The following is a 26,668-nucleotide window of genomic DNA, read 5'->3' as shown; positions in this document are numbered from 1 at the left end:
TTGCCGCTTGCCGCTCGCGCACCGTGGGTTACCACGGGTCCTTCCCCGGGAAGGACCCGACCATGCAGCCGCGCACCCGTACCGCCCTCGCCCTCCTTGCCACGATGCTGCTTGCAACGCCTGCTCTCGCCGACGGGTACGATACGCGCGTCGCCCGCGTCCTTCGCACGACGCCACTGATCGACGGGCACAACGACTGGCCCGAAACGCTCCGCGACCGCGAGGGCGAGCAGCGCTGGAGCATCGATCTCGCTGCCGGGCTCGATCGGCGCACCCCCCGATACGACACCGATATCGCGCGGCTCCGGAGCGGCGGGGTCGGCGGGCAATTCTGGTCGGTCTATGTCGACGCCGCGCTTCCCGGGCTCGAACAGGTCAAGCAGACGCTCGAGCAGATCGATTTCGTCCACACGATGGTCGCGCGCTACCCCAAGGATCTCGCGCTCGCGCGCACTGCCGACGACGTCCGCCGCATTCACCGGAGCGGCCGGATCGCCTCGTTGATCGGGGTCGAGGGCGGGGGGCAGATCGACGGGAGCCTGTCGGTTCTGCGCGCCTATCACGATCTCGGCGCGGGGTATCTGACCCTCACCCATTCGCGCACGATCGAATGGGCGGATTCGGCGACCGACGATCCACGCCATGGCGGGCTCACCGCGTTCGGCGAGGCCGTGGTCGGCGAGCTCAACCGGCTGGGAATGCTGGTCGATCTCAGCCACGTCAGCGAGGATACGATGCGCGACGCGCTGCGCGTGACGAAGGCGCCGGTGATCTTCTCGCACTCCGGGGCGCGCGCGGTGAACGATCATCCTCGCAACGTGTCCGATGCGGTGTTGCGGCTCGTCGCGGCCAATGGCGGCGTGGTGATGGTCGATTTCGCCCCCAATTACGTGTCGGACGCCTATCGCCGCTGGTCGGCCGAGCTGGCGGCCGAAAAGACCCGGCTCAACGCGCCGCCCTTCGGTGGCCTGCTGATCGGGCAGCCCGAAAAGGCGAAAGCGGCGTTGCAGGACTGGCAGGCGCAACATCCCGCGCCGCGTGTCACGCTGGCGCAGGTGGCCGACCATATCGTGCATGTCGCGGACGTCGCAGGAGTCGATCATGTCGGAATCGGATCGGACTTCGACGGGGTTGGGAGCGTGTTGCCCGAAGGACTGGACGACGTCTCGACCTACCCTGCGCTCCTCGCGGAATTGATGCGGCGCGGATGGAGCGACGGCGATGTCGCGAAGCTCGCTGGCGGCAATGTGCTGCGCGTGATGGCGACGGCAGAGCGAGTGGCGCAATCGATGTCGGGAACGTTGCCGGCGACGGGGACCCCGGCCGGGATGGATGCGCGCGGCACTTCCGCGCGGTAGCGTTGCAGGGCGCTTGCATGCCTCCCCTCCCGTTGGGTCGGGGTGTCGGACCAGAAGGTACGGGTCGCTCCCGCCTCGCGCATCCCGCCCGGTCCAAGGAACAGTTGCGCGGCGTTACCCCCCGTACGCCGCCGCCTTGGCCAGCACCGCGCGCGCCTGTTTCAGATGCGGGATGTCGAGCATCCGCCCGTCGAGCCCGACCGTCCCCGCGCCGCCCGCCGCATCGAATGCCGCCACGACCCGCTCGGCGAACGCGACTTCTTCCGCGGCCGGCAGATAGCTCTCGTTGATCGCGGCGACCTGCGCCGGGTGGATCGCGAGTCGCCCGGTAAACCCCTCCGCCCGCGACGCGCGCGAGGCGGCGCGCAACCCCGCCTCGTCGCGGAAATCGACGTACAACGTGTCGACCGCCTGCACCGACGCCGCCTTCGCGCCGAGCAGCGTCAGCGTCCGCACGGTGCGATAGGTCAGTGCCCAGCCGCCCGCCGGATCGAGATTGGTCGACGCCCCCAGCGCCGCCGCCAGATCCTCCGCCCCCCACGTCAGCCCGGCGAGCCGCGGCTGCGGCACCTTCGCATAGTCCCCGAGCGTGAACGGCGCGGCGGCGGTCTCGGTCGCGACGGGCAGGATAGCAATCGATCCGGCGGCCAGCCCCGCCTGCGCCTCGAACGCGTCGAGATAGAAGGACAGCTGTGCGATGTCGGCGGGTCCGGCGCATTTCGGCAGCATCACCCCATCCGGCGCCGCCGCGACCACCGCGACGAGATCGTCGAGCACCATCCCGCTGTCGAGCGGGTTGACCCGCACCCACAACTGGCTGGTGCGGGCTTCCTGCGGCCGATCCCCCAACAATCCGGCGACGAGATCCCGCCCGCGCGCCTTGTTCTCGGGCGCGACCGAATCCTCGAGATCGAAGATCAGCGCGTCCGCGCCGGTGCCATCCGCCTTGGCGAGCTTCTTCTCGCTGTCGCCGGGGATGAACAGCCACGAGCGCAGGTCGATCATGCCGCGTCCCCCACGGGGGTCTTGCGCTGGAGGCCGGTGCGCTTGCACGTCGCGACGAGTTCGTCGCGCTGGTTGAACGCGCGGTGGACGAAGGTGACGATCCCCGCGTCGGGGCGCGAGCGGGACTCGCGCAGGTCGACGACCTCGGTCTCGATCCGCAGCGTATCGCCGATGAAGACGGGGGCGGGAAAGCGCACCTCGTCCCACCCGAGATTGGCGACCGCGGTGCCGAGCGTCGTGTCGCCGACCGACACGCCGACCATCAGCCCCAGCGTGAAGGTCGAGTTGACGATGATCCGGCCATAGTCGCTGGTCTTCATATATTCGGCATCGAGGTGGAGCTGCGCGGGATTGTGCGTCAGCGTCGAGAACAGCAGGTTGTCGGTCTCGGTCACCGTCCGCCGGATCGCATGCGCGAAGGTCTGCCCGACCTTCAGCTGCTCGAACCACAATCCCGCCATCGCCTGCCGCTCCCTCTACCGCCCTGTGCCGGGCCTGTCCGTGTTACGGGGACGGCCATACCAGCGATTTCGGGAAGGGCTAGGGGACGAAGACTTCCCCGTCCGTCACCCCGGCGCAGGCCGGGGCCGCCAGGTCGAGGGACGCGACCCGCGGTACCGCATTCCGCCATCCGGCTGCGCCAGGGTGACGAGACGGCCCCGGCCTTCGCCGGGGTGACGGATAAGGAGTCGAACGGCGTGGTTACTGCAGCGCGGCGATGAAGGCGCGCGCGTTGGCGCCGACCTGCTCCGCCGTCGCACCGACCGAATAGAGCGCGCCGCCCAGACCGAAGCCCGCAGCGCCCGCCGCGGTCCACGGCGCCATCCCCTCGGGCGTGATCCCGCCGACCGGAAGCACGCGCACCGTTTTCGGCAACACCGCGCGCATTGCCTTGAGCACGACCGGGCTCGCGGCTTCCGCCGGGAACAGCTTGAGCGCGGTCGCGCCCGCCTCGAGCGCGGCGAACGCCTCGCTCGGGGTGGCGATGCCGGGGAGCGAGACCAGCCCCGCCGCCGCGGTCGCCGCGATCACGCGCGGGTTCATGTTGGGGGAGATCACCATGGTCCCGCCCGCCGCCTGCACCGCCGCAACGGTGTCGGTATCGAGCACCGTCCCCGCGCCGATGATCGCGCGCCCTCCGAACCGCTTCGCCAGCCGCGCCACGCTTTCGAGCGGGTCCGGGGAGTTCATCGGCACTTCGATCAGCGTGAAGCCCGCATCGACCAGCGCCTCGCCGATCGCCTCGACCGCGTCGGGGCGGACCCCGCGGAGGATCGCAACCAGCGGGCAGCGCGCGAAGGCGGCGTCGAAATCGGAAACCATGGTCATGCGATCATTCTCCAAGCGCGCGCGACAGCGCGATGATGCCGGCGGCGAAGGCAGCGTGGCTGTCGACCACGTGCGGCGTGCCCCCATTCGCCGCGACCGCAATCGCATAAAGTCCGCCCAGATCGGGGTCGGACAGGATATGGACGTCGCCGGCCCCGCTTGCCAGCCGCACCGCAACGTCGCTGCCGATCAGCAACCCGCTGGCGTAAGACGGGGCATCCGCATCGTCGCGCTGGCCGAGCAGCTTGCTCGCGCGGATCCCGAACAACGCGGCGGACAGGTCGCGCCGCTTGCCGGCCTCGACGCCGTCGCGGAACGCTGCCCCCGGCGAGACCGCACCGGCCAGTTGCGTCGACAACAGCCCGTGCCCGCGCAGCAGCGCGAACAGCTCGCCGGTCATCGCGGTGGTGAAGTCGACCACCACGCTCGCCTCGACCCGCGCCCATTTGCAATGCGTGCCGGGCTGGCACAGCAGTCCGTCGGCCGGCACCAGCCCCGCCGCGACCGCGCCGAGCAACTGGACCTCCTCGCCGCGCATCACGTCGGCGCGCCCGTCCGCGAGCACCGAAAGCCCCGGGACGATCGCGGTCCGCGCGTCGATCCATGCCAGCCCGCGCGCGATCCCGGCGAACCCCGCAGGCACCATGACATAAGGCACGTCGCGCCATCCGATCGTCGAGCCCACCATCCCGGCGAGCAGCATCGGCAGGTCCCCGAAGCGCGTGCGGATCTCCGCGACCGCGGCGGGAAAGCCGTCCCGCGCGATCGCGGTCACGCCGCGCGCATCGCGATCGGTAGCGACGACGTGTCCCGCCTCGATGCGGTAGACACGACGGTTGGTCGTGCCCCAATCGACGGCGAGGAAGGCGTCCCCGAACGGTTGCGCTATCGGCACGGTCAACGCTTCGACTCCTGTGCGCCGGCGCGGATGCCGGCAAGGCCACCGGCGCTACATCGGCGATGGCGGAATGCTCCGGGTATTTATCTGACTTATTGGTCTTGTCCAGCCGCCACCGTCGTGACCGGGCCGTGACAGGACGGTCGCGAAGGGCCAGAATGGCGCGCTATGGTTCCCGTAACGCCCCCTCCCGCCGCCCCGCCGGCCGCCGCGCCCGCCGCGCCCTCGCGAAACCTGACCTACCGACTGCTCGACACGATCGGTCGTGATATCGTCACCGGGGTTTACGAGACGACGTCCTTTCCGACCGAGGCGCAGCTTGCGCAGACGCACGGCGTCAGCCGCTCGGTCACGCGCGAGGCGGTCAAGATGCTCACCGCCAAGGGCCTGCTCAGCGCGCGCCCGCGCCAGGGGACCGTCGTCCGGCCCGCCGAGACGTGGAACCTGTTCGACCCCGACGTGCTGCGCTGGCTGCTCGAGCGGACCTTTTCGGTCGATCTGCTGCGCCAGTTCAGCCAGTTGCGAATCGCGATCGAGCCAGAGGCGGCGGCACTCGCCGCGCGGTTCGGGGACAGCCGGGATCTCCACCGGATCGACGCCGGGCTCGCCCGGATGATCGCGGCGGACCAGGCGGCGGACGATCCGCTGGACGCTGACATCGCCTTTCACATCGCCATCCTGCAGGCCTCGCGAAACCCGTTCTACGGCCAGTTTCGCGAGGTCGTGGCAACCGCCCTGCGCACGTCGATCCGCTTCACCAACCGCATCAAGGGGCGGACCGCGAGCATCGCCGATCACGCCGCGGTCCGCGACGCGATCGTCGCGCGCGATGCCGATGCCGCGCGCGCCGCGATGCAGCATCTGATCGGCGACGTGCTCGCGCTGATCGAACAAGGCGACGGGGACGACATCGCGCCGACGGCTTGATGCCATCGCATCCGCCTTCTATCAGCCCATTCATCATACAAAACACGAGAGCTGCCATGACCACCGCGACAGACCCCGCCCCGCCGCGTCATGGGCCCATTCGCCTCGGGATCGTCGGTATCGGAAAGATCGCGCGCGATCAGCATGTTCCCGCGATCATGGCGAACCCGGCCTTCGTTCTGGCGGCAACCGCGGACCCGCACGGCAGCCTCGACGGAGTCCCCGCCTTCGGCGATTTCGCGGCCATGCTGGCGGGCATGCCCGACCTGGACGCGGTTGCGATCTGCACGCCGCCCGGGCTGCGCGCCGGGATCGCGACGGCCGCGATCGATGCCGGGCTCGCGGTGCTGCTCGAGAAACCGACCGCCGCGACGCTGGCGCAGGCCGAGGGGATCGTCGCGCACGCCGCCGCGTCCGGGACCCCGCTGATGGCGACGTGGCATTCGCGCGAGGCCGCCGCCGTGGCGGAGGCGCGCGGCTGGATCGCGGAACGGCAGGTCGCGCAAGTGACCATCACGTGGAAGGAAGACATCCGCCGCTGGCACCCGGGGCAGGAATGGATCCTCGCCGCCAACGGGTTCGGCGTGTTCGATCCCGGTATCAACGCGCTGTCGATCCTGACCGAGATCCTGCCCGATCCGGTCCGCGTGGAAACCGCGCACATCGCGATCCCCGAAGGTCGCGCCGCGCCGATCGCAGCCCGGCTGGCGCTGGTATCGGGGGACGCACGGATCGCGGCCGACTTCGACTTCCTGCAGACCGGGCCGCAAAGCTGGGACATTCGGGTCGATACCGATCGCGGCACGCTGGTGCTCAGCGACGGCGGCGCGACGATCGCGATCGACGGCGAGGCGCCCCGCCGGGCGGACAATGGCGAATATCGCGCCCTCTACGCGCGCTTTGCGCAGATCGTCGCGGATGGCACGTCGGACGCCGATCTCGCGCCCTTGCGCCTGGTCGAGGACGCGATCCGCGTCGCCGAACGCGAGGTGGTGGCCCCCTTCGCGTTCTGACCCGATCCACCGGGTCGCCCGAGCATGGCTGATCCGACCGCGTGGTCGGCGTGATGACGCGCGCTACCGGCGGACCGGAGCGATATCGGCCTCGCTCCAGCCGCCGCCCATCGCCTGGTACAGCGAAACGTAGGACGTCAGGCGATCCGCGTTCGCCTGCACCAGCGCGAGTTCGGCGGTAAGCAGCCCGCGCTGCGTATCGAGCTGGTCGAGATAGGACGAATAGCCCGCGCGATACCGGTTCGACGCATTGCGCAGCGCCGCCGCCAGCGCATCGCGCTGCCCGCGGATCGCGACCGCCTGCTCGCCAGAGCGCTGCACGCCCGCGAGGCTGTCGTCGACTTCGCGGAAGGCCGTCAGCGCCGCGCGGCGATAGGCGAATGCCGCCTGGTCGCGGCGTGCGATCGTCGCATCGGCATTGGCGCGCAGCCGTCCGCCATCGAACAGCGGCGACAAGACGCTCCCGCCGAGCGAAAACACCCCGACCGGATTGGACAGTGCGGTCGTCAGGATCACGCCGACCGACCCGGTCAGCGCGATGTTCGGCAGCAAGGCCGCGCGCGCACTGTCGAGGCTGCGGTCGGCCGCGACCAGCGTCTGTTCCGCCTGGTACAGATCCGGGCGCCGGCGCAGCAGGCCGGCGGGAAGCCCGGCCGGGATCGGCGGCGTGCGCAAGGCGGTCAGCGCCGCGCCGCGCAGGATCGCGCGCGGGGTCTCGCCGAGCAGCAGCGCGAGCGCATCCTCCTGCCGCGCGATCGCGAGCTGGGCTTGCGGAATGAGCTGCTCGGTCGCGCGATATTCGCCTTCGGCCTGATGCAGTTCGAGGTTGGAGGTGTAGCCCGTCTCCGCCCGCCGCCGCGCGATGCGCAGCCCGTCGCCGCGCGCCGCGAGCGTATCGCGCGCCACCGCAAGCCGTGCGTCGAGCGCGCGCAAGGTGATGTAACCGGTCGCGACGCTGCTCACGAGCCCGAGCCGCACGCCATCGCGCGCCCCCTCGCTGGCGAGCAACTGCGCGCGCGCCGCGGCACTGGCATTGCGCAGCCGGCCGAACAGGTCGGGGTCATAGCTGACCGACACCGACGGCTGCGCCGCGACATTGGTGGTCGCCACGCCGAAGGCGTTGAGCGCGCGGGCATCGGACGTCGGCAGCCCGGCGCTGACCGACGGCGCGAGCTGCGCCCGGGCAAGCCGCTGCAGCGCGCGCGCCTCGTCCACCCGCGCCGCGGCGGCCCCGAGATCCGGGCTGTTGGCGATCGCGCGTTCGATCAGCTGGGTCAGCACCGGGTCGCCGAACGCGCTCCACCAATCCGTCCGGACCGCCCCGCTTGCAGGGAGCGCCGTCCGCCAGGCGGGCGGCGGGACGACCGCCGTCGTTGCCGGCGCCACGGGGCGGGGTCCGAGACATCCCCCCACGGCGAAGGCACCCGCGAGCAGTCCAGCGATGCGCTTCATCGAATCTTCGGCCCGGACGAGGTATCGACCCGCGCCTGCACCGACATGCCCGGCCGCAATCGTCCGGCCAGCGCCTGGCCCGGATCGATCTTGATCCGCACCGCGATCCGCTGCGGCACCTTGGTGAAGTTGCCGGTCGCATTGTCCGCCTTGAGCACCGCGAATTCGGAGCCAGCCGCAGGCGACAGCCGCTCGACATGGCCGGTCAGGCGGGCGTTGGCGAGGCCGTCGACGGTGAAACTCGCGGGCTGGCCGACCGCCATCCGCGCGGTCTGCGCTTCCTTGAAATTGGCGATGACCCAGGTTTCGGGCGGGACCAGGAACATCAGCTGCGATCCGGCCGTCACATATTGGCCGACGCGCACGCCGACTTCGCTCAGCCGGCCACTTTCGGGCGCGCGCACGATCGTGTTGTCGAAATCGATCTGCGCGAGCCGCTGTGCCGCATCGGTGCCGCTGACGCCCGCGCGCTGCCCGCCGCGCCCGACCTCGACCGTGCGGATGTCCTGCCGCGCGATCTCGCGTGCGGCATTCGCCTGCAGCACGCCCGCCTCGGCCTGTCGCAGCGCGGCGAGCGTCTGGTCGCGTTCGCGCAGCGACACCGACCCGTCGGTGACGAGGTCGTTGACGCGGTTCATGTCGGCCTGCGCGCGGAGCAGCTGCGCCTTGGCATTGGCGACCGCCGCGTCCTGCGCCTGCAGGCTGGCGGCGCGCGCACGCGCGGTCTGGTCGCTGTTGGCAAGCGTCGCCTGTTGCGCGGCGACCTGCGCCTTCGCCTGGTCGACGCGCTGGCGGTAGATCCGGTCGTCGATCCGGACGAGCGGCTGCCCTTGCGTCACGGTCGCGAAGTCGCGTTCCAGCACCGCGGTCACATACCCGCTGACCTGCGGGCTGATGACCGTCGTGCGGCCCCGGACATAGGCGTTGTCGGTCGCCTCGGTTGCGGTCGCGAACGGCGGCAGGCGCCAGGCGGACAGCACCGCGCCGACGCCGATCGTCGTGAGCACGAACGCGACGATCAACGCGCTGCGCGAGGGACGCGGTGGCCGCCAGCCGGAACCGACCGGCGCGGCGGCGGCCGCGGCGGACGTCCCTGCCCCAGCGGTCGCTTCCGCGGCGCGCGCCTCGGTGACGGGTTCCGCCGCGACCGGGCTGGCGGCGGGTGGCTGGCGCGTGTCGGTCATGCGGGAACCCCGGCAGGCGCGGCACGGCGCAGGCGCCGTTCGCGACGGATCAATAGAATGGCGAGATAAGCCGTGGTCAACCCGGCAAGGATCGCCACCAGCCGGAAGGTGTCGTCATAGGCCAGCACGTTGGCCTCGCGCGTCGCGGTCTGCGCGAGCAGCGCGCTGCCCTCGGCGGAGCGCAACGTCGGGTCGCCGATCACGCGCCCGACCGCGCCGCCGCCCGCCGCGATCCGCGCGGTGACGATCGGGTCGGTCGGGTCGATCGACTGGACGATCGCCGCGCTGTGCGCCTTTTCGGCAATCGTCTGATAGGTGCCGAGCAGTGCCGCCCCGCCGAGGCTGCCGAGCGAATTGACCATTCCGAACAGCGCGAGGAAGCTGATGATGTGCCCCGCCCCCGCCTGCAGCGCGCGCGTCATGCCGAACAGCAGCGACGGCCCGAGGAAGAACGTGCCAGCGAAGGCGATCACCGCCTGGGTGCCATAGAGCTGTTCCGGCCGGGTCAGGCTGGTCGAGCGCGAATCCACGAACGCCGCCACCGCCACCAGCCCGATCGCGAGCATCACCGGATGCGCCAGGCGGTTGACGTCGAGCGTCACCGCGCTGGCGATGACGCCCGCGACCGAGGCGACGAAGATGATCACGAACAGCGTGCCGAACTGGTCGTTGTTCTGCCCCAGCACGGTCAGCAGCCCGACCGCGGCATAGGTCTGTTCGGACAGCACGAGCCGCGCCATCAGCGTGACGATGGTGAAGCGCACGATATCGGCGCTTCCCAGCCAGCGCGTATTGAGCAACGGGTTGGCGCGGCCATGCTCGATCACCAGCGCGGCCGCGAGCAGCGGGATCGCGATGACCAGCGACCAGCCGATCCACGGCGCCTCGAACCACCACACGATCCGCCCCTGCCCCAGCACCGCGGAGAACAACGCGATCGCGGTCGCGAACAGGGTGAAGGTGAGGAAATCCATCGGCTCGAACGCGGGTTTCCGCTCGGTCGGCGGCAGGCGCAACAGGCTGACCGCGACCAGCGACAGCAGCGCGAGCCCGAATTCGAACTGGTACAGCGCCCGCCACTGCGACATCGCGAGCAGGTCGGGGGAGAACAGCCGCGCGAGCGGCGTCGCGCATTGCGGGATCCCGATCCCGATGACCAGCGCGCGCAGCCGCCATTTCGTCGGCAGCGCCTGCATCATGTAATAGAGGCTGAGCGAACTGAGCGCCGCCCCCGCCATGCCGCTCGCCGCACGCACCGCGATCGCCGAACCCAGGCCGTGGACGAACAGATGCCCGAAGGCGAGCAGCACGTACAGGCCGAGGAAAAGGATCGTGAACGGCCGCATCCCGTATTGCTGGCGGAACTTGATCAGCAGCAGGTTCATCGACGCGTTGGTCATGACATACACGGTCGGCAGCCAAGCGATCTCGGTCGGATCGAACCCGAGCGCCCCCTGCAACGTAGTCGTATTGACCGAAATCAGCGCCGTCCCGAGCCCGCCGGTCAGCCCGACCAGCACCGCGATCGCGCCATAGGCCAGCCGCACCGCATTGCTGTGCTCGGGCGACGCCGGCGACCCCGGCAAGGCCGGGCGCTCGTGCGGCGCGAACGTCCATTGTTCCTCTGTCAGGAAACGGCGAATACGACTGGCGGCCATCGCTAATCCTACGCGCGACCCGGCCGAAGGATCAATCCGTGCTTGTGGTGGAGCGGACCCGGCAAAAAGATTGCGATCCTGCCCCAACCGTTGATCCAGATCAGCCCATGATGCGTTTGGGGTCGTTACCAACCGCAGTCGAAGTGGAGCGCATGTGGCGGATTGTGCAACCGGAGTGGCCGGTCTCGATGATATTCTGGCAGGCGGGCTCGAGCCTGGCCGCCTGTTCCTGCTCGAAGGCAGCCCGGGCACGGGCAAGACGACGATCTCCACGCAGTTCCTGATGCAGGGTGCGGCGGTGGGCGAGCGGGTCCTCTACATCACCTTGTCCGAAACCGAGGAAGAGCTGCGGGCGGGTGCCGCATCGCATGGCTGGGTCTTTCCGCCCTCCTTCACCGTGTTCGAGCTCGTTCCGCCCGAAAGCCTGCTCGACACCGATCACCAGCAGAGCCTGCTCTATTCGTCGGACCTCGAACTCGGCGAGACGACCAAGCGCATCTTCGAGGCGTTCGAGCGGATCAAGCCGTCGCGGGTCGTGCTCGACAGCCTGTCCGAAATCCGGCTGCTCGCCCAGAGTTCGCTGCGCTACCGTCGCCAGATCCTGGCGCTGAAGCATTATTTCGCGCGCCATGACGCGACCGTGCTGCTGCTGGACGACCTGACCGCCGAGCTGATGGACAAGACCGTCCATTCCGTCGCGCACGCGGTCATCCGGCTCGAGGAACTGTCCCCGACCTATGGCGCGGAACGCCGCCGCATGCGCGTCCTGAAATATCGCGGGCGCAAGTATCGCGGCGGTTATCACGATCTCGTCATCGCCACCGGCGGGGTCCGCGTGTTTCCCCGGCTCGTCTCGGCCGAGCATCGCGGAAGCTTCTCGCGCGAGAGTATCGCGATCGACAATGACGCGCTCAACGGGTTGATCGGCGGCGGGTTCGAACGCGGCGCGAGCACGCTGATCCTGGGCCCGGCGGGCACCGGCAAGTCGTTGCTGACGCTCAGTTTCGTCAAGTCCGCGATCGACCGCGGCGAATGTGCCGCGATGTTCGTGTTCGACGAGGAACTGGGGTTGCTGTTCGATCGCGCACTCGGGCTCGGGATCGATCTCCAGGCGATGGTCACGGCGGGGCATCTCGTGATCGAGCAGATCGACGCCGCGGAGCTGTCGCCCGGCGAGTTTTCGGAGCGCGTGCGGATCTGTGTCGAGCGGCACAAGGCGCGTACCGTCGTGATCGACAGCCTCAACGGCTATCAGGCGGCCATGCCGGAGGAGCAGGCGCTGATCCTGCACATGCATGAATTGCTGCAATATCTGAACCGGCAGGGCGTGATGACCTTCCTCACCGTCGCGCAACACGGGCTGGTCGGCGACATGAAGTCCCCGGTCGACGTGACCTATCTGGCCGATACGGTGATCCTGTTGCGATATTTCGAGGCGGCCGGTCGGGTCCGACGCGCCATCTCGGTCGTTAAGAAGCGGACGGGCCATCACGAGGATACGATCCGGGAATTCACGATCGGTCGCACCGGCATCTCGCTCGGGCGTCCGCTCACCGCATTCCAGGGCGTTCTGCGCGGGGTCCCGACGTTGATCGGCGACGACGCACTGTTGCTGGACGTAACACAGGCTTGACCGTTTCTTGAACCGTACCCTCGCTGAAGGCGCCATCATTCTCGCACCCCGCGGCCGCGATGCCGCGATCGCGCAGGCGATGCTGGTCGAGGGCCGGATGGAAGCGGCGATCGCTCCCGATCTGGCGGCGCTGGTGGCGGCGCTGCGCAGCGGGAGCGGCTTTGCGATCGTGACGGAGGAGGCGCTGCGGAGCGCCGACCTGCGCGAGCTGACCGTCGTCCTCGCCGGGCAGGCGGAATGGTCCGACCTGCCGTTCATCGTGTTGACCGAGCGCGGCGGCGGGCTGGAGCGCAATCCCGGCGCGGTGCGGCTGCTCGAGACGCTCGGCAACGTCACTTTTCTCGAACGCCCCTTTCATCCCACTACGCTGCTGTCGCTCGCCCGCGCGGCGCGGCGCGCGCGGCTTCGGCAATATGAGGCGCGCAACCGGCTGGAGGACATCCACGCCGGTCAGGAACGGCTGAAACTCGCCATTGCCGCGGGCGGGCTCGGCGCCTGGACGTTGGACATGTCGACCTCGACGCTCCACGTCGAGCCGGACACCAAGGCGCAGTTCGGCCGTGGCCCCGACGAGCCATTCGACTATTTGGACCTTCTTGCCGCGATCCATCCCGACGACCGCGACGACACCATTGCCGGCGTCCAGCGTGCGATGGCCGACCATTCGGACTATCGCGCGGAAGTGCGCTGCGTCTGGCCGGATGGTTCGCTGCACTGGCTGCAAGTCGACGGGCGGGTCGAGCGCGATCGCGCCGGCAAGCCGCGCCGCGTCGTGGGCGTGTCGCACGAAATTACCGACCGGCGCGTGATCGAGCTGCGTCAGCGCGCGCTCCTCGCGCTCAGCGACCGCCTGCGCGAGGCGCCCGACACCGCATCCATGTCGTTCGAAGCGGCCGCCATCCTGGGCAGCACCTTGGGGGTATGCCGGGCTGGCTATGGCGTGATCGATCCCGTGGCCGAGACCATCACGATCGAGCGCGACTGGTGCATGCCCGGCATCCAGACCCTCGCCGGCGTATTGCATTTCCGCGATTACGGCTCGTACATCGAGAATCTGAAGCGCGGCGAACTGGTGGCGTTCGCCGATGCGCGGACCGATCCGCGCACCGCCGAGAGCGCCTCCGCGCTCGAGGCGATCGCGGCGCGCGCGGTGATCAATCTCCCGCTGGTGGAGCGCGGCACCTTTTCCGCCTTGCTGTATCTCAGTCACGCGCACCCGCGTGCGTGGTCCGACGACGACCTCACCTTCGTGCGCGACGTGGCGGATCGCACCCAGGCGGCGATCGAGCGTCGCCGTGCCGAGGACGCGCTCGCCGCGCTGGCCGAGACGCTCGAGCGGCAGGTCGAGGAACGCACGCGCGAACGCGACAGGACGTGGCAGAATTCGCAGGACATGCTGGCGATCCTGTCGGAGGACGGCATGATCCTGTCGGTCAATCCGGCCTGGACCAGCGTGCTCGGCTGGAACCCGGACGAGATCATCGGTCGCAACCACCTCGCCTTTGCGCATCCCGACGAAGTGAGCGCCAACGCCGCGGCGCGCGAAAGCGCCTTGCGCGGCAATCTGCGGCAGTATGAAAATCGGTATCGCCACAAGGACGGCAGCTACCGCTGGATCGGCTGGGTCGCCACGCTGGAAGGGAACCGCCTGTACGCGAGCGGCCGCCACATCACGGCCGAACGCGCGGCGCAGGCGGACCTGGAAAGTGCGCAGGAACAGCTGCGCCAGGCACAGAAGATGGAAGCCGTCGGCCAGCTGACCGGGGGCCTCGCGCACGATTTCAACAATTTGCTGACCGCGATTTCCGGCAGCCTCGAACTGATCCAGACCCGGATCCTGCAGGGGCGCGCGAACGAGCTCGACCGGTACGTCAACATGGCACAGCAGGCCGCGCGCCGCGCCGCGGCGTTGACGCACCGCCTGCTGGCGTTTTCGCGACGCCAGACGCTCGACCCCCGGCCGACCGACATCAACCGCCTGATCGCCAGCTTCGAGGATCTGCTCCGCCGCTCGGTCGGGCCGTCGGTCGAGATCGAGATCGTCGGTGCGGCCGGGCTGTGGACGACGCTGGTCGACCCGAACCAGCTCGAGAATGCGGTGCTGAACCTGTGCATCAACGCGCGCGACGCGATGCCCGACGGGGGCAGGATCACGATCGAGACCGCCAATATCTGGCTGGACGCGACCGCGGCGCGGACCCGCGACATGGCGGCGGGGCAATATATCTCGGTCTGCGTGACCGACACCGGGTCTGGCATGACCCCGGAGACGATCGCGCGCGCGTTCGACCCGTTCTTCACCACCAAGCCGCTCGGCGAGGGAACCGGGCTTGGCCTGTCGATGATCTACGGCTTCGTCCGTCAGTCGGGTGGGCAGGTGCGGATCTATTCCGAACTCGGCAGCGGCACGACGATGTGCCTCTATCTCCCGCGCTCCTACGATGCCGAGGAACCCGATCTCGAAAGCCAGCCGACGCTGGACGCGACCGCTCAGGCAACCGGCAAGACGGTACTGGTCGTCGACGACGAACCGGCCGTGCGCGCGCTGGTCGTCGATACGCTGGTGGATCTGGGCCACCACGTGCTCGAGGCCGGTGACGGCCCCAGCGCGGTCACGCTGCTCGATTCAGACCGGATCATCGACCTGATGATCACCGATGTCGGCCTGCCCAAGGGGATGAACGGACGGCAGCTCGCCGATGTCGCGCGCGTCAGGCGGCCTGACCTGAAAATCCTGTTCATCACCGGCTATGCCGAAAATGCGGCGGTCGGCAATGGACACCTCGATCCGGGCATGCATATTCTTACGAAACCCTTCGCAATGGATGCCCTGTCCGCGCGAATACAGCAGTTGACGACCGACTGACTACATAATTCGAAGTAATTCGAAGGATAGTCCCGCTTTGCGTTGCGCCGGGCGGCGGTAATTTGTTACTCAATTGTCTGCCATCACGGCTCGGCACGGTGCTGCGCGGAGGGGGGGCAAATGGCGGTTCCTTTGAGGACATGTAGCGATTTTGCCGGGCATGTAGGCACCACCTTCACGGTCGGCATGCCCAAGCTCGGCATGGTGGCGCTCACCCTGGTCGAGGCATCGCGGCGGCGTGCGGTGGACGGCCGTGCATCGCCATTCTCGCTGGTATTCCCCAGTTCCTCGTCCGAGACCTGGCCGCAATCGACCTATCACATGACCCATCCGGTAATGGGGCAGCTCGACATTTTCCTGGCACCGTTGCGCCGTGTCGAGAATGGCATGGACTATGTCGCCACCTTCGACTGAACGGCGGCGCGGCCGTCGGTGGCAACTGCGGTGCCGATGCGCTTTTCGACCCCGTACAGGCAACCGAAGGGATCATGTCGCGTTGCCAAGACATGACCTCCAAACCGATCAGCTTCTTCATCCACCACCAGGGCCGCGGCCATGCCAATCGGGCCATGGCGATCATCCGCCAGCTCCCGGCGGAGCGTCCGGTCAGTGTCCTGTGCGCGCGGCCCGAGCTGTTCGACGGGTTCGAACGGCCGATCGATATCGTCGCTTTGCCCAACATGATCGGCGCGCCGGTCCCCGCGCCCGGCCTGTTCGCGCAGCCGACCCCGGAGATCATGCACTGCGTTCCCTTGGGGGTCGCCAAGACGCGCGGCACCATGCGCACGATCCTAGATCATCTCGATGACGTCGATCCCGCGCTGTTCGTGGTCGACGTCTCGGCCGAGATCGCGATGCTCGCGCGCATCGCCAGCGTCCCGGCGATCAGCCTGAGGATGCACGGCGACCGGCTCGATCCGGGCCATCTCGGCGCCTATCAGGCCAGCGTCGGCTTGCTGGCGCCGTTCGACCGCACGCTCGAACAGGACGACACGCCCGCCTGGGTGCAAGCGGCAACCTGCTATACCGGCGGCCTTTGCACCACGGTCGATGCCATTCCGAGCCGCGACGCCGCACGGGCGAAACTGGGGCTCGACCCTGTCCAGGAGATCGTCGTGGTGCTGACCGGCGGCGGTGGGGCCGGTACGCCCTATGCCCCGCTGACCATGGCCGCGCGCGCGGTCCCCAATGCGCTCTGGCTGGTGCTCGGACCGACCCACCGTGAGGGGCACGAGACCGACTTCGGGAACCTGCGCGAGCTTGGCTGGGTGCCGAACGTGACCGACTATATCGCGGCGGCGGACGTGGTCATCGCCTCGGCGGGCGACAATACGGTGCACGAGATCGCGCGGGTGGGTCGGCCGTATGTCTGCGCGCCGGAATGGCGGTATTTCGCGGAACAGACGCGCAAGGCCGAGCGCCTGGCTGACGTCGGCGCGGCGGTGATGCTGCGCGAATGGCCGGGTGCGCTGGCCCCGTGGCGCACGATTCTCGATGCCGCCAAGGCGCTCGATCCGGCTGCGCTCGCCGCATTGTACGATGGCGACGCCGCCCGGAAGGCAGCCGCCTATCTGGAGCGGATGGCGATCAATCTGTGGGCGCAGGAGATGCCGACGACGCTGCGCCTCGCAAACGACGCCCCGCCGCTCCTGTCGGCGGCGTGAGCCGCGCGGCCGGGCTCAGCTGAACAGCGCGGCCCGGTCGAGCGTAGCGGCGATTTCCGGATCGGTCGGGCGCCGCAGGACGGTCAGCGTGTCGTCCGCGATCGTGATCAGCCCGCGGTCCGCGAACTGGCCGAGCCAATAGTCCATGCACCACCGCCCCCAGGTTGCGTGGAACAGCCGCGCGTTCCGCAGGATCGCGTCGAAATGCTGGAGCGGCGGGCGATGGATCGGATGATGCTGATGATAGGCCCGTGCGCCACCGACCCAGGCCATCGTCACGCCGGCCCGTTCTAGCCGGGCGGCAAAGTCGGTTTCTTCGCCGCCATAGCCGACATAGCGTTCGTCCATTCCACCTGCGCGACGCCAATCGGCCGCCGACACAGCAAACGACAGGCCCCATAATTCCCCGTGGCTGGGCGTGGGGCGGATCTCGTCGTCGGACAGGGGCGGCTTTGCGGGATGCCGGACACCCGCCGCGTCCAGCGCGGCGACGTCGAGCGGATCGACCTCGCCCGGTGGCAGATACAGGACGTCGCCAAGCCGTACGCCCGCGGCATCCCTGGTCGCCGCATAGCGTTCGACCAGGTCGGGCGCGGGGATACAGTCGACGTCGAGCAGGACGAGCTGGTCCCCCGCCGCGGTTTCGGCTGCGCGGTTGCGCGCGGCGGCGAGCGGCATCGGGTCGCCCGGGACCAGCACCGACCGCACCGGGAACGCGGTGGTCGGCAAGGGGGACGGCGCATCCTGCATCCAGGCGATCACCAGTTCATCCGGCGGACGCGTCTGCCGCGCGAGCCCGGCGATCAGATTGGCGAGATGCGCCGATCGCCCGCGGACGATCGTCAGGACGCTGACCGTCACGCGCGCTGCGCGTTCTTGCGGAAATGCGCGACGCCTTCGAGAATACCCTGCGCATGATGGCCGCGCGCCACGTAGCAGCGGCTGAGATCCTTGCGGTCGGCCAATCCATCCGAATGATTGCCGACGATGATGGCATTCGGCGCCGAACGCAGCATCTCGATATCGTTGCCGCTGTCGCCCGCGACGATCACCTGCCTGGGGGCGAGCCCCAGGGCCTGGCGAACATGTTCGACCGCCGTCCCCTTGGACGCCGCGAACGGCAGCACGTCGAGATACCGCCCATGGCTCTGGATGATCGTGCACGCAAGGCCGCGGGAATCGAGCAGCCCGCGCAGCCGCCGTCCCGCATCGGGATCACCCTGGATCATGTAGCTGAGCTTGGCGCGCCGCTGTTCCAGCGGGCTTTGCGGCGTAAGCCCGCCCTCGTCCGCGATCACCTGCGCGATCGCCTCGCGATCCCAGCCCGCCGCGACCTTCGCATCCCACACGGTGTCGCGCGCATAGACCCCGCCCGGCTGGCGGTGGTAGATTTCCGACCCGACCGACGAGATCACGATCGCGGGCAAGGGCGCGTGATGCTGCGCCAGGACCGCCATCGCGCTGTGGAAGCTGCGCCCGGTGGCGACCGCGAAGACCAGCGCGCGTTCGTCGCCATGCCATTCGCGGAACGCCGACAACGCTTCGCTGGAGCCGAGCAACGTGCCGTCGATATCCGACACCAGCAACTGCGCCGCGACCGGATCCGGCGCGGCTTGCGTCACGCCTGCCGCGACGACGTCGGACAGCAGGTCGGCGTAGATCGCGACGTGCGCGGCCCAGTCGTAGGTCCGCACCGCCGTGCGCCCGCCGGCGGCGTACCGATCCCAGCGGGCGGGCTCCTCCAGGATCGACAGCAGCGCCGCCGCGATCGCTTCGGGTGCCCGCGGATCGACGAGCAGGCCGTTGCCGCAGGTTTCGACGATATCGTTGGGGCCGCCGCTGTCGGTCGCCACCACCGGCAACCCGGACGCCGCTGCCTCCAGCAGCGTGAGCCCGAACGGTTCGTTGAGCGCGGGATTGACGAACACCCCGCGCCGCTCGCGCGCATAGGCATAGACGGCCGGTATCTCGCTGGGCTTGTGCGTCTTGGGATAGGCCACCTTGCCGTACAGGTCGTAGCGATCGATCAGGATCAGCAGTTCGGCGAGATTGTCGCGCACTTCTGGCTCGAGCGTGCGCAGATCCTCGCGCGTGCCCGCCACGATCACCAGATTCGCGGCCGCCTGCAGCGCCGGGGACCGGCCATAGGCCTCGACCAGCCCCGACAGGTTCTTCTTGGTCACGGGCCGTGCGATCGCGAGGAGCGCGGGCTTGGCGGGATCGGTCAGGAAACGGTCGATCGCCGCGTCGATCGCCGGATCGGGCCTGGCGTCGGCGAAATCCTTCACGTCGCTTCCCGGCGCGATGATCCGGATCCGGCCGGGGTCATAAGCCTCGTAGAGCGCATATTGCAGCTCGGCCTCGTCGCGGGACGACGCGATGATCGCGGCTGCACCGGAGATTGCCCGGTCCTCGATCACGATGCGCCGGTCCAGCCCGTCGAGTTCGCGGCATGGCCCGTCGAAGGCTGCGCGCTTGACCTGCCCGAGCGAATGCGCGGTGAAGACATACGGGATTCCGAGCCGCGCCTGCACCGCGGCGGCAAGTGCGCCCGCATCGGCATAGTGCGCGTGGATCACATCAGGCCAGCGATCGAGCCGACCGATATGCGCGACCAACGCCTCCACCATGCTGTCGTGCTGCGTCCACAATTGCTCCTTGGCGAGATACCTGGAGTCCGCCGTGCGCAGCCTGACGATCCGCGTATGGTCGTCGATCGCCTCGATGCACTGGTCGTAGCATTGCCCGTGCACCGGATCGACGAAAGCGCGCGTGACGATCTCGATCCGGTCGATCGCGGGATTGTCGCCGCTCGCCCGGACCAGATCGAGCAGATAGCGGATATGGCCACCCGTGTCGGCGGTTACGCCATATTCGACGTCGTGCGCCCGCAGACAGCCCTGAAGGGCGATATGAAGTACGAACATCGGTTCCGTTCATCCTGGAGTCAGGAAAATGGAACCCATTTGCGATCGCCACAGTTCCGGTAGCATGTCCGTGAATCTCCCTGATCCAAAGCAAGTCGCCCCTCGCCTGCAGGTCGGTCTGCTCACCTGGGCGCTGCCCCCGGAAAAGAGCGGCCTGTCGCGCGCCGCGCTCGAGATCGCCCATGCGGTTGCCGAGGCGGGGGCGGACGTGCGCGTATTCACGCTGGATCGCACCGGCCGGGCGCAGGACGGAGTCCTCGACATCATCGGATGCGCGCCTGCCGGCGGGCTGGCGATGCTGCGACGGCAGGCGGCGATCGGGCACCTCGCCGCGCCGCTCGCGTTTCGGAAGGCGGTGCTGGCGGAGCAGCGGAACCGTCCGTTCGACGTGATCGAGGCGACCAACTGGTACGCGCCCGGCGCGGCGATCGCGGCGACCGGGGCGATCCCGCTGGTCACGCGCAACTCCACCCCGGCGGCGATCTCGCTGGCGCAGGACCCGACGCTGCGCAACCGGATCGATCGCGCCGCGGCCACGCTGATCGAGCGGATCGCGGCGCGTCGCAGCGCCGGCCTGATCTCGAACACCGCCGCGCACGGCGCAACCATTGCCGAGCTGTACGGCGTACCACGCCCGGGCCCGCGCCATGCGGTGATCGGCCTCAGCCTGCCCCAGGCGATTACCGAGCGCGGCCAGCGCGCCGCTTATCCCGCGGACGGCCCGATCGAGCTGCTGTTCGTCGGACGCAACGAGCCGCGCAAGGGCTTCGATGCGTTGCTCGACGCAACGACCGAACTCGCCGGGGACGTTGCGGCGGGGCGTCTGGCCCCGTTCCGCCTGACGCTGGTGGGCGCCGAGGACGCCGACGTCGCCGGGCTTCCGGCCGATGCGCGTTCGCTGCTCCGGCTGTATCACCGGGTCGACGAGCCGACGCTGCACGGGTTGTTCGAACAGGCGCATGTCGTCGTCGCTCCGTCGCGCTACGAGAGCTTCGGCTTGGTGTATCAGGAAGCAATGATGTTCGGCCGCCCGATCGTGGCCTGTGCCGAGGATGCGAGCGCGCGCCTGTTCGTGGGGGACAGCGGCGCCGGGGTACTTGCCGGGACCTGTAGCGGCGCGTCCGTCGCCCAGGCGCTGCGCTTGCTGATGACCGATGCGCCCCTGCGCGCCACCCACGCCGCCGCCAGCCGTGCGGCATCGGGCCAGTTCACCCGCCGCACGCTGGGCGAGCAGACGATCGCGGCCTACCGGTCGGCGATCGCGTCGAACGGACGGAGCAAGCGGGCTTCGTCCTCGGGTCGCGCACCGTCGGCCGCCATCGCGCCGTAGCGCAAGGTCCGCTCGCGCACCCGGGCGGCGTGCAGCCGATGGTCGATCGCCCCCGACAGGGCCAGCGAGCTTTGCGCAAACGGCACGGCGGGGCGCTCATGCACGCGTCCGACGAACCGCACCTCGGCGCGGTTGAGGCGATATTGGATGTCCGGGAACAGCGCCGAAGGTACTCCATCGACCAGATTGGACCGCGCCAGCCCCAGCGACAGCAACCCGTCCCGATCGGCCGCCGCCACCAGCCACCCGAGGCTGTTCTGCAACCGGCAATCCGGCCGCTCGTCACTGTCGAGCTGGAGCACCCATCCCGTTCCGGCCAGCGCCTGCAGCCGGTTGCGTTGCGCGGCGAAGTCCCCGTCCAGCGGATGTGCGTGGACGTCCGCCTGCGGGAACGACCCGGCCCATCGCGTCGCATCGGTCGCGTCGATCAGGACGGTCCGGCGCGCGAACCCGGGCAATCCGGCGACCAGCGCAGCGGCCTCCGCGCATTCGGACGGGCGGGTCATGATCGCCAGCGTGATCGCGTGATCCACCGGTCGCGCCGGCACGGCGACGCCCTCGTCGATCACATGGGCGAACCGCCACGCAGCGTTGCGCCAGCCCTCCGCCGTCAGCGCCCAGCGATCGGCCGGGCCGCCCTCGGCCGCACCGGACGCGAGACGGCGCAGGATGCCGGCGCGCACCGCCGCCAGCGCGATGTCGGCATCGACCTGCAACCCGCAATGCGTACATTCCTCGCCGCCGATCCGCGCGTGCCAGTCCGGATTGCCGCAGACCGGGCATCGCAAGCGCGCCGCATGGCGGCGGGTCATCCGCGCGCCCTGGCGAGTTGCGCGGTGTACAGGTCGACATAGTCGCGCGCCATGCGATCGGCCGTGAAACGGGCCTCGAACCGTCGCCGGATTTCCGCGCGATCGAGCCTGACGGCCTTGCCGACCGCGGCGATCGCCTCCGCCTCGCTCGATACGACGAAGCCCGTGATGCCGTGCTCCACGATCTCGGGCACGCTGCCTTTGTCCCAGGCGATCACCGGGGTGCCACACGCCATCGCCTCGATCATCACCAGCCCGAACGGCTCGGGCCAATCGATCGGGAACAGCAGTGCCGCGGCGTTGCCGAGCAGATCCTGCTTCCCCGCGTCGTCCAGTTCGCCGACATGGACGATGTCCCGCCCCAGCGCAGGCGCGACATGGCTTGCGAAATAGGTCGGGTTGCCGACGTCGATCGCGCCCGCCAGACGGAGCGAACGCCCCGCGCCGTTCGCGACTGCGATCGCCCGGTCCGGCCGCTTCTGGTCGGTCATTCGCCCGATGAAGGCGAGATAGCCGCCCGCCCCGTCCCCCAGGGCATAGCGATCGCGATCGATCCCGTGGTGCACGATCCCGGCGAGGTTGGCCGTCGGCAACGCGCGCGCCTGCGACGCCGAGATCGCGGCCACCGGCAGGTCGCAGAAATGGCCGAAGAACAATTGCCGGTCATGCTCGTCGAGCCGCCAATGGACCGTCGTGATGCTGCGCGCCCGCGCCTTGCCCAGCACCGCGGCATGCGCGAACTCGCCATGGCAATGGACGATGTCGAACGTGTCGATTTGCGCGCGGAGCAGATCGAGCTGCATCGCCTCGAGCGCGGCGGGCACGCCCGGCGCCACCCGCCCGAAATCGCGCTCGAGCGCGGCAAGGCTCGGCCCGGCCGAGCGCAATCGCGCCGATGTCCGACTGTCCTCGGGCGCGAACAGCGTGACCGCATGCCCCTGCGCCACCAGCGCCTCGGTCAGGTCGTACACCACCCGCTCCGTGCCGCCCGCGCCGATCGGCGGGACCGGGAAGATGACGGGCGCAACCTGCGCGATCCGTAAAGGGGCAAACGTCGGTGAAGTGGCCATGATTTCCCTGATCGGGGCCCGTCCCCGGCGATATGGACGAACGGTGCGGGCGATCGGTTCCCGGACGTCGATCGCCCACACCGCACACGGTCCACGCCGGCGATGCATCCTACCGGGCGACCAGTCGTTCGGTGTCGCAGCGCACAGGGCGCGCACCATTTTTTGAAAGGTATCCCATGTCCGTATCCGTAATCTACAAGACCAGCGCCACCGCCACCGGCGGACGCGATGGATCGACCCGCTCCGATGACGGCTCGGTCGACGTGAAGCTGGTCGTGCCCAAGGAAATGGGTGGCCCGGGCGGCGACGGCGCCAATCCCGAAAAGCTGTTCGCGGCGGGCTATTCGGCGTGCTTCATCGGCGCGATGAAGGCGGTATCGGGCAAGGTCGGCGTGAAGGTTCCGGCCGACACGACCGTCACTGCGGAAGTCGGCTTCGGTCCGCGGTCCGAGGGTGGCTTCGGAATCACCGTCGACCTGACGATCACCCTGCCCGGCGTCGACAAGGCGGACGCAGAAAAGCTTGCGCACGCCGCGCATGAAGTCTGCCCCTATTCCAACGCGACCCGCAACAACGTCGATGTCGGGTTGCACATCGCCTGACACTTCTGCCGCGCCGCCCGGTCTCCGGCCGGCGGCGCGGCCCCCGACCGGACGGCGGCAAGGGCCGCGTTAACCCTTCTGAACCGAAACTGAATCGGACGGTTCAGGCGCTCGCGGTCATCCCGCTGATAAGCCTCTGTTATTCGGAAACGCTGCCCCGCGAATTCCCTCGTGCGGCGATGCGACCAGATCGGTCCTTCTTCGTTGAGGCGGCTGACCGTCGGAGCCCGCGTAATGACCGAGACTTTCAAAGCTTCCCCGCCGACCCCGAACTGTCCGCACCTGCCGCTGCGCGCGCGCGCCGGAAGCCGCTGCGCGTGATCCTTGCGACGGGCGCGACCTGGGGCATCTGTGCGGCCTCCACCGCGGGCGTCGTCCTGCGTCCCTTCCGGTGGCCGGAGGCGATCTGGGCGGTGCTCGGCGCGCTCGTCCTGCTCGTGTTCGGGCTGCTCCCGATCGACGCCGCGGTCGGCGCGGTCGGCAAGGGGCTGGACGTTTATTTGTTCCTGGTCGGCATGATGCTGTTGAGCGAAACCTGCCGCCAACAGGGCCTGTTCGATTGGGTCGCGGCGACGGCCGTCAACCAGGCGCAAGGGTCCCGCCCCCGCCTGTTCCTGCTGATGTACGCGACCGGCGTGGTCACCACGACCTTCCTGTCGAATGACGCGACCGCGGTCGTCCTGACGCCTGCGGTCTATGCCGCGGCACGCAAGGCGAAGGCCGAGCCGCTCCCGCTGCTGTTTGCCTGCGCGCTGATCGCCAACGCCGCGAGCTTCGTCCTGCCGATCTCGAATCCCGCCAATCTCGTTCTGTATGGCGGAAAGATGCCGCCGCTGGGCCAGTGGTTCGGCGCGTTTGCGCTGCCGTCGGTAGCGGCGATCGTGGTGACGTTCCTGGTACTCCGCTGGGTCGAGCGCAGCCGGATCGCAGGGGACTGCGCCGCGTCGGTCGAGCGCGAGCCCTTGTCCACCGGGGGCAAGACCGCGCTGGCCGGAATCATCGCGACCGCGTCGATCCTGCTGCTGGCATCGGCCTTCGACGTTCAGCTGGGCCTGCCGACCTGCATCGCCGGCATCGCGACGATGGTAGTCGTCTCGGCGCTGACGCGCTCCTCGCCGATCGCGGTGGCAAAGGACGTGTCGTGGAGCGTCCTGCCGCTCGTCGCCGGCCTGTTCGTGCTGGTCGAGGCGCTCGACCATACCGGCGTCATCCGCCACGTCGCGCGGGCGTTGCATGCGCTCGCGTCCGACCCCGCGAGCGGCAGCGCGATCGCCGGCACCGTGCTCGCGGTCGGTTCCAATCTCATCAACAACCTGCCCGCCGGCCTGATCGCGAGCAGCGCGCTCGCGCAGGCGCATCCCCCGCGGATGATGGTCGACGCGCTGCTGATCGGCGTGGACCTTGGTCCCAACCTGTCGATCACCGGCTCGCTCGCGACGATCCTCTGGCTCCAGGCGATCCGTCGCGAGGGCGAGGACGTCGGCTTCTGGCAATTCCTCAAGGTCGGCGCGGTGACGATGCTTCCCGCGCTGGCGGCCGCGCTCGCGGCGCGGCTGATCCTCGGCTGATCCGGCCCGTCCTGCCCTTCGCTTCCTTCACACCCTAGCTCCTGCGAGATCCCTTATGGCCACGGCTTCTGCGACCATTGCGACCGGCGGATCGACCCCGCGCGGTTCCTCCGCGGGCAGTACGCTCGACGCGCTCAACTTCTTCCTGGCGGACGTGCGCGACGGCCTCGGGCCGTATCTGGCGATCTATCTCGTCGCGGTTCGCGGTCCGGCGCATGGCTGGAACGAGGCGACCGTCGGGCTGGTGCTGACGATCGCGGGGATCGTCGGCCTGCTCGCGCAGACCCCCGCCGGAAGCCTGATCGATCGCAGCAGGAACAAGCCCCGCATCGTGATGATCGCGGCCTTGCTGGTCACCATCAGCAGCCTGTCCTTGCCGATCGCGTCGGGCTTTGCCGCGGTGACGGTGACCCAGTCGATCGCCGCGGTCGCCGGCGCGGTCTTCGCCCCCGCCATTTCGGCGATCACGCTTGGCCTGGTCGGGCCGAAGCTGTTCGCCAAGCGCATCGCGCGCAACGAGGCGTTCAACCATGCCGGCAACGCGGTGTCCGCCGCGCTTGCGGGCGTGCTCGCCTGGAAGTTCGGGCCGGTGGTCGTGTTCTGGTTGATGGCCGGGCTGACCGTGGCGAGCATCGCCACCACCTTCCGCATCCGCAACGCGGATATCGACAACGCCGTCGCGCGCGGGCTCGAATGCGAACCGGAGGACGATTGCGCGGAACCCAGCGGATGGAAGGCATTGGTCGAGAACCGCCCGCTGATGCTGTTCGCCGGCATCGCGTTCCTGTTTCACCTGTCCAACGCAGCCATGCTCACGTCGGTGAGCCAGTTGCTGGCGAAGACCGTCGGCAAGGATCAGGCGACCTCGCTCACCGCGGCCTGCATCGTCGCCGCGCAGCTCGTGATGGTCCCGGTCGCGATCGTCGTCGGACGCAACACCGAACGCTGGGGCACGAAGCCGATCTTCCTCTTGGCCTTCGGCTTCCTCGCGGCGCGCGGTGCGCTCTACACGCTGTCGAACGATCCCTATTGGCTGGTCGGGGTACAGGCGCTCGACGGCGTCGGCGCGGGGATCTTCGGGGCGCTGTTCCCGGTCATCATCGCCGACCTGACCGAGGGGACCGGACGGTTCAACGTCAGCCAGGGCGCGGTCGCGACGACGCAGGGGCTGGGTGCCGCGCTGTCGGCATCGCTCGCGGGCAGCATCATCGTCTGGGCCGGGTATAGCGTCAGCTTCCTGACGCTCGCGGCGATCGCGGGGGCCGGCTTCGTGCTGTACCTGCTCGCCATGCCCGAGACGAAGACGGCGAAGGGGTGATGCGGGCGGCGCGGTGCCCGCAGCATGGCGGCCCCGGCCTCGGCCGGGGTGACG

Annotated in this window: 22 protein-coding genes; 11 read left to right on the top strand and 11 right to left on the bottom strand. The window is 69.2% G+C overall.

Going from position 1 to position 26,668, the window contains the following annotated elements:
• The first annotated feature begins 62 nt into the window (after positions 1-62).
• Positions 63-1,358: a dipeptidase gene (locus L8K25_RS18085; RefSeq protein WP_242140395.1), complete on the top strand. Its 1,296-nt coding sequence runs from the start codon at positions 63-65 to the stop codon at positions 1,356-1,358.
• 114 nt (positions 1,359-1,472) lie between these two features.
• On the opposite strand, the gene L8K25_RS18080 is transcribed toward L8K25_RS18085, so the two are convergent.
• The 4 genes from L8K25_RS18080 to L8K25_RS18065 all read right to left on the bottom strand — a co-directional run bounded on the left by L8K25_RS18080 (position 1,473) and on the right by L8K25_RS18065 (position 4,593).
• A complete protein-coding gene (locus L8K25_RS18080) occupies positions 1,473-2,363 on the bottom strand; it encodes a CoA ester lyase (RefSeq protein ID WP_242140394.1) in 891 nt (296 codons plus the stop codon).
• Positions 2,360-2,824 (bottom strand): MaoC family dehydratase, encoded by a 465-nt coding sequence (locus L8K25_RS18075; RefSeq protein ID WP_242140393.1) that lies wholly within the window; start codon positions 2,822-2,824, stop codon positions 2,360-2,362. Before L8K25_RS18075 ends, L8K25_RS18080 begins: the two co-directional genes overlap by 4 nt.
• 241 nt (positions 2,825-3,065) lie before the next feature.
• Positions 3,066-3,692, bottom strand: coding sequence for a 2-dehydro-3-deoxy-6-phosphogalactonate aldolase (locus tag L8K25_RS18070; RefSeq protein ID WP_242140392.1), 627 nt, complete (start codon positions 3,690-3,692; stop codon positions 3,066-3,068).
• Between the two features lie 4 nt (positions 3,693-3,696).
• The gene (locus L8K25_RS18065; protein WP_242140391.1) at positions 3,697-4,593 is read right to left on the bottom strand and encodes a 2-dehydro-3-deoxygalactonokinase; all 897 of its coding nucleotides are present in this window, start codon (positions 4,591-4,593) and stop codon (positions 3,697-3,699) included.
• A 165-nt stretch (positions 4,594-4,758) separates the two neighbouring features.
• On the opposite strand from L8K25_RS18065, the gene L8K25_RS18060 reads away from it, so the two are divergent.
• Positions 4,759-5,517, top strand: a complete 759-nt coding sequence (locus tag L8K25_RS18060; RefSeq protein WP_242140390.1) for a FadR/GntR family transcriptional regulator — start codon at positions 4,759-4,761, stop codon at positions 5,515-5,517.
• A 56-nt stretch (positions 5,518-5,573) separates the two neighbouring features.
• Positions 5,574-6,530: a Gfo/Idh/MocA family oxidoreductase gene (locus L8K25_RS18055; RefSeq protein ID WP_242140389.1), complete on the top strand. Its 957-nt coding sequence runs from the start codon at positions 5,574-5,576 to the stop codon at positions 6,528-6,530.
• A 63-nt stretch (positions 6,531-6,593) separates the two neighbouring features.
• Here L8K25_RS18055 and L8K25_RS18050 read toward each other — a convergent pair whose 3' ends face one another.
• From L8K25_RS18050 to L8K25_RS18040, 3 genes are read right to left on the bottom strand one after another with little or no spacing between them, the layout of a single operon-like run.
• The gene (locus tag L8K25_RS18050; RefSeq protein WP_242140388.1) at positions 6,594-7,982 is read right to left on the bottom strand and encodes an efflux transporter outer membrane subunit; all 1,389 of its coding nucleotides are present in this window, start codon (positions 7,980-7,982) and stop codon (positions 6,594-6,596) included.
• Positions 7,979-9,166, bottom strand: coding sequence for an HlyD family secretion protein (locus L8K25_RS18045; RefSeq protein WP_242140387.1), 1,188 nt, complete (start codon positions 9,164-9,166; stop codon positions 7,979-7,981). Before L8K25_RS18045 ends, L8K25_RS18050 begins: the two co-directional genes overlap by 4 nt.
• On the bottom strand, positions 9,163-10,824 hold the full coding sequence (locus tag L8K25_RS18040) for an MFS transporter (protein WP_242140386.1): 1,662 nt from the start codon (positions 10,822-10,824) through the stop codon (positions 9,163-9,165). Before L8K25_RS18040 ends, L8K25_RS18045 begins: the two co-directional genes overlap by 4 nt.
• 175 nt (positions 10,825-10,999) lie before the next feature.
• Between L8K25_RS18040 and L8K25_RS18035 the strand changes: the two genes are divergently transcribed.
• The 4 genes from L8K25_RS18035 (at position 11,000) to L8K25_RS18020 (ending at position 16,987) form a co-directional block, all read left to right on the top strand.
• Positions 11,000-12,457, top strand: coding sequence for an ATPase domain-containing protein (locus tag L8K25_RS18035; protein WP_242140385.1), 1,458 nt, complete (start codon positions 11,000-11,002; stop codon positions 12,455-12,457).
• Between the two features lie 7 nt (positions 12,458-12,464).
• The gene (locus tag L8K25_RS18030; protein ID WP_242140384.1) at positions 12,465-15,323 is read left to right on the top strand and encodes a PAS domain-containing protein; all 2,859 of its coding nucleotides are present in this window, start codon (positions 12,465-12,467) and stop codon (positions 15,321-15,323) included.
• Positions 15,324-15,443: 120 nt separating this feature from the next.
• Positions 15,444-15,737, top strand: coding sequence for a hypothetical protein (locus L8K25_RS18025; RefSeq protein ID WP_242140383.1), 294 nt, complete (start codon positions 15,444-15,446; stop codon positions 15,735-15,737).
• 74 nt (positions 15,738-15,811) lie between these two features.
• Positions 15,812-16,987, top strand: a complete 1,176-nt coding sequence (locus L8K25_RS18020) for a glycosyltransferase (RefSeq protein WP_242140382.1) — start codon at positions 15,812-15,814, stop codon at positions 16,985-16,987.
• Positions 16,988-17,002: 15 nt separating this feature from the next.
• Here the strand turns inward: L8K25_RS18020 and L8K25_RS18015 are convergent, their stop codons facing one another.
• Both L8K25_RS18015 and L8K25_RS18010 read right to left on the bottom strand, forming a co-directional pair.
• A complete protein-coding gene (locus tag L8K25_RS18015) occupies positions 17,003-17,848 on the bottom strand; it encodes a galactosyltransferase-related protein (protein WP_242140381.1) in 846 nt (281 codons plus the stop codon).
• The gene (locus L8K25_RS18010) at positions 17,845-19,914 is read right to left on the bottom strand and encodes an HAD-IIB family hydrolase (protein WP_242140380.1); all 2,070 of its coding nucleotides are present in this window, start codon (positions 19,912-19,914) and stop codon (positions 17,845-17,847) included. The genes L8K25_RS18015 and L8K25_RS18010 overlap by 4 nt, the downstream gene beginning before the upstream one ends.
• A gap of 70 nt (positions 19,915-19,984) precedes the next feature.
• Between L8K25_RS18010 and L8K25_RS18005 the strand changes: the two genes are divergently transcribed.
• Complete coding sequence (locus L8K25_RS18005; RefSeq protein WP_242140379.1) at positions 19,985-21,244, top strand: glycosyltransferase family 4 protein; 1,260 nt, start codon at positions 19,985-19,987, stop codon at positions 21,242-21,244.
• Here the strand turns inward: L8K25_RS18005 and L8K25_RS18000 are convergent.
• Positions 21,160-22,056, bottom strand: coding sequence for a hypothetical protein (locus L8K25_RS18000; protein WP_242140378.1), 897 nt, complete (start codon positions 22,054-22,056; stop codon positions 21,160-21,162). The genes L8K25_RS18005 and L8K25_RS18000 overlap by 85 nt on opposite strands.
• Positions 22,053-23,126: a glycosyltransferase family 4 protein gene (locus L8K25_RS17995; RefSeq protein ID WP_242140377.1), complete on the bottom strand. Its 1,074-nt coding sequence runs from the start codon at positions 23,124-23,126 to the stop codon at positions 22,053-22,055. The genes L8K25_RS18000 and L8K25_RS17995 overlap by 4 nt, the downstream gene beginning before the upstream one ends.
• Positions 23,127-23,302: 176 nt before the next feature.
• On the opposite strand from L8K25_RS17995, the gene L8K25_RS17990 reads away from it, so the two are divergent.
• From L8K25_RS17990 to L8K25_RS17980, 3 genes are all read left to right on the top strand, one after another.
• Entirely contained in the window at positions 23,303-23,728 is a 426-nt protein-coding gene (locus L8K25_RS17990) for an organic hydroperoxide resistance protein (RefSeq protein WP_242140376.1), read from the top strand.
• 317 nt (positions 23,729-24,045) lie between these two features.
• On the top strand, positions 24,046-25,296 hold the full coding sequence (locus L8K25_RS17985; RefSeq protein ID WP_242140375.1) for an arsenic transporter: 1,251 nt from the start codon (positions 24,046-24,048) through the stop codon (positions 25,294-25,296).
• Between the two features lie 55 nt (positions 25,297-25,351).
• On the top strand, positions 25,352-26,614 hold the full coding sequence (locus tag L8K25_RS17980) for an MFS transporter (RefSeq protein WP_242140374.1): 1,263 nt from the start codon (positions 25,352-25,354) through the stop codon (positions 26,612-26,614).
• The last annotated feature ends 54 nt before the right edge of the window (positions 26,615-26,668 follow it).

It is taken from the genome of Sphingomonas sp. TREG-RG-20F-R18-01 (assembly GCF_022662475.1).
In the GTDB taxonomy this organism is placed as follows: domain Bacteria; phylum Pseudomonadota; class Alphaproteobacteria; order Sphingomonadales; family Sphingomonadaceae; genus Sphingomonas.
The sequence above is the reverse complement of the archived record's forward strand: the minus strand, read 5'-3'. Positions and strand labels throughout refer to the sequence as shown.

Excerpts from the sequence above, each read along its gene's own strand:
- L8K25_RS18060 (WP_242140390.1), top strand. The coding sequence starts at position 4,759 with ATGGTTCCCGTAACGCCCCCTCCCGCCGCCCCGCCGGCCGCCGCGCCC.
- L8K25_RS17995 (WP_242140377.1), bottom strand. The coding sequence starts at position 23,126 with ATGGCCACTTCACCGACGTTTGCCCCTTTACGGATCGCGCAGGTTGCG.
- L8K25_RS18080 (WP_242140394.1), bottom strand. The coding sequence starts at position 2,363 with ATGATCGACCTGCGCTCGTGGCTGTTCATCCCCGGCGACAGCGAGAAG.
- L8K25_RS18020 (WP_242140382.1), top strand. The coding sequence starts at position 15,812 with ATGTCGCGTTGCCAAGACATGACCTCCAAACCGATCAGCTTCTTCATC.
- L8K25_RS17980 (WP_242140374.1), top strand. The coding sequence starts at position 25,352 with ATGGCCACGGCTTCTGCGACCATTGCGACCGGCGGATCGACCCCGCGC.
- L8K25_RS18075 (WP_242140393.1), bottom strand. The coding sequence starts at position 2,824 with ATGGCGGGATTGTGGTTCGAGCAGCTGAAGGTCGGGCAGACCTTCGCG.
- L8K25_RS18010 (WP_242140380.1), bottom strand. The coding sequence starts at position 19,914 with ATGTTCGTACTTCATATCGCCCTTCAGGGCTGTCTGCGGGCGCACGAC.
- L8K25_RS18055 (WP_242140389.1), top strand. The coding sequence starts at position 5,574 with ATGACCACCGCGACAGACCCCGCCCCGCCGCGTCATGGGCCCATTCGC.
- L8K25_RS18050 (WP_242140388.1), bottom strand. The coding sequence starts at position 7,982 with ATGAAGCGCATCGCTGGACTGCTCGCGGGTGCCTTCGCCGTGGGGGGA.
- L8K25_RS18000 (WP_242140378.1), bottom strand. The coding sequence starts at position 22,056 with ATGACCCGCCGCCATGCGGCGCGCTTGCGATGCCCGGTCTGCGGCAAT.
- L8K25_RS17990 (WP_242140376.1), top strand. The coding sequence starts at position 23,303 with ATGTCCGTATCCGTAATCTACAAGACCAGCGCCACCGCCACCGGCGGA.
- L8K25_RS18085 (WP_242140395.1), top strand. The coding sequence starts at position 63 with ATGCAGCCGCGCACCCGTACCGCCCTCGCCCTCCTTGCCACGATGCTG.
- L8K25_RS18045 (WP_242140387.1), bottom strand. The coding sequence starts at position 9,166 with ATGACCGACACGCGCCAGCCACCCGCCGCCAGCCCGGTCGCGGCGGAA.
- L8K25_RS18070 (WP_242140392.1), bottom strand. The coding sequence starts at position 3,692 with ATGACCATGGTTTCCGATTTCGACGCCGCCTTCGCGCGCTGCCCGCTG.
- L8K25_RS18040 (WP_242140386.1), bottom strand. The coding sequence starts at position 10,824 with ATGGCCGCCAGTCGTATTCGCCGTTTCCTGACAGAGGAACAATGGACG.
- L8K25_RS18025 (WP_242140383.1), top strand. The coding sequence starts at position 15,444 with ATGGCGGTTCCTTTGAGGACATGTAGCGATTTTGCCGGGCATGTAGGC.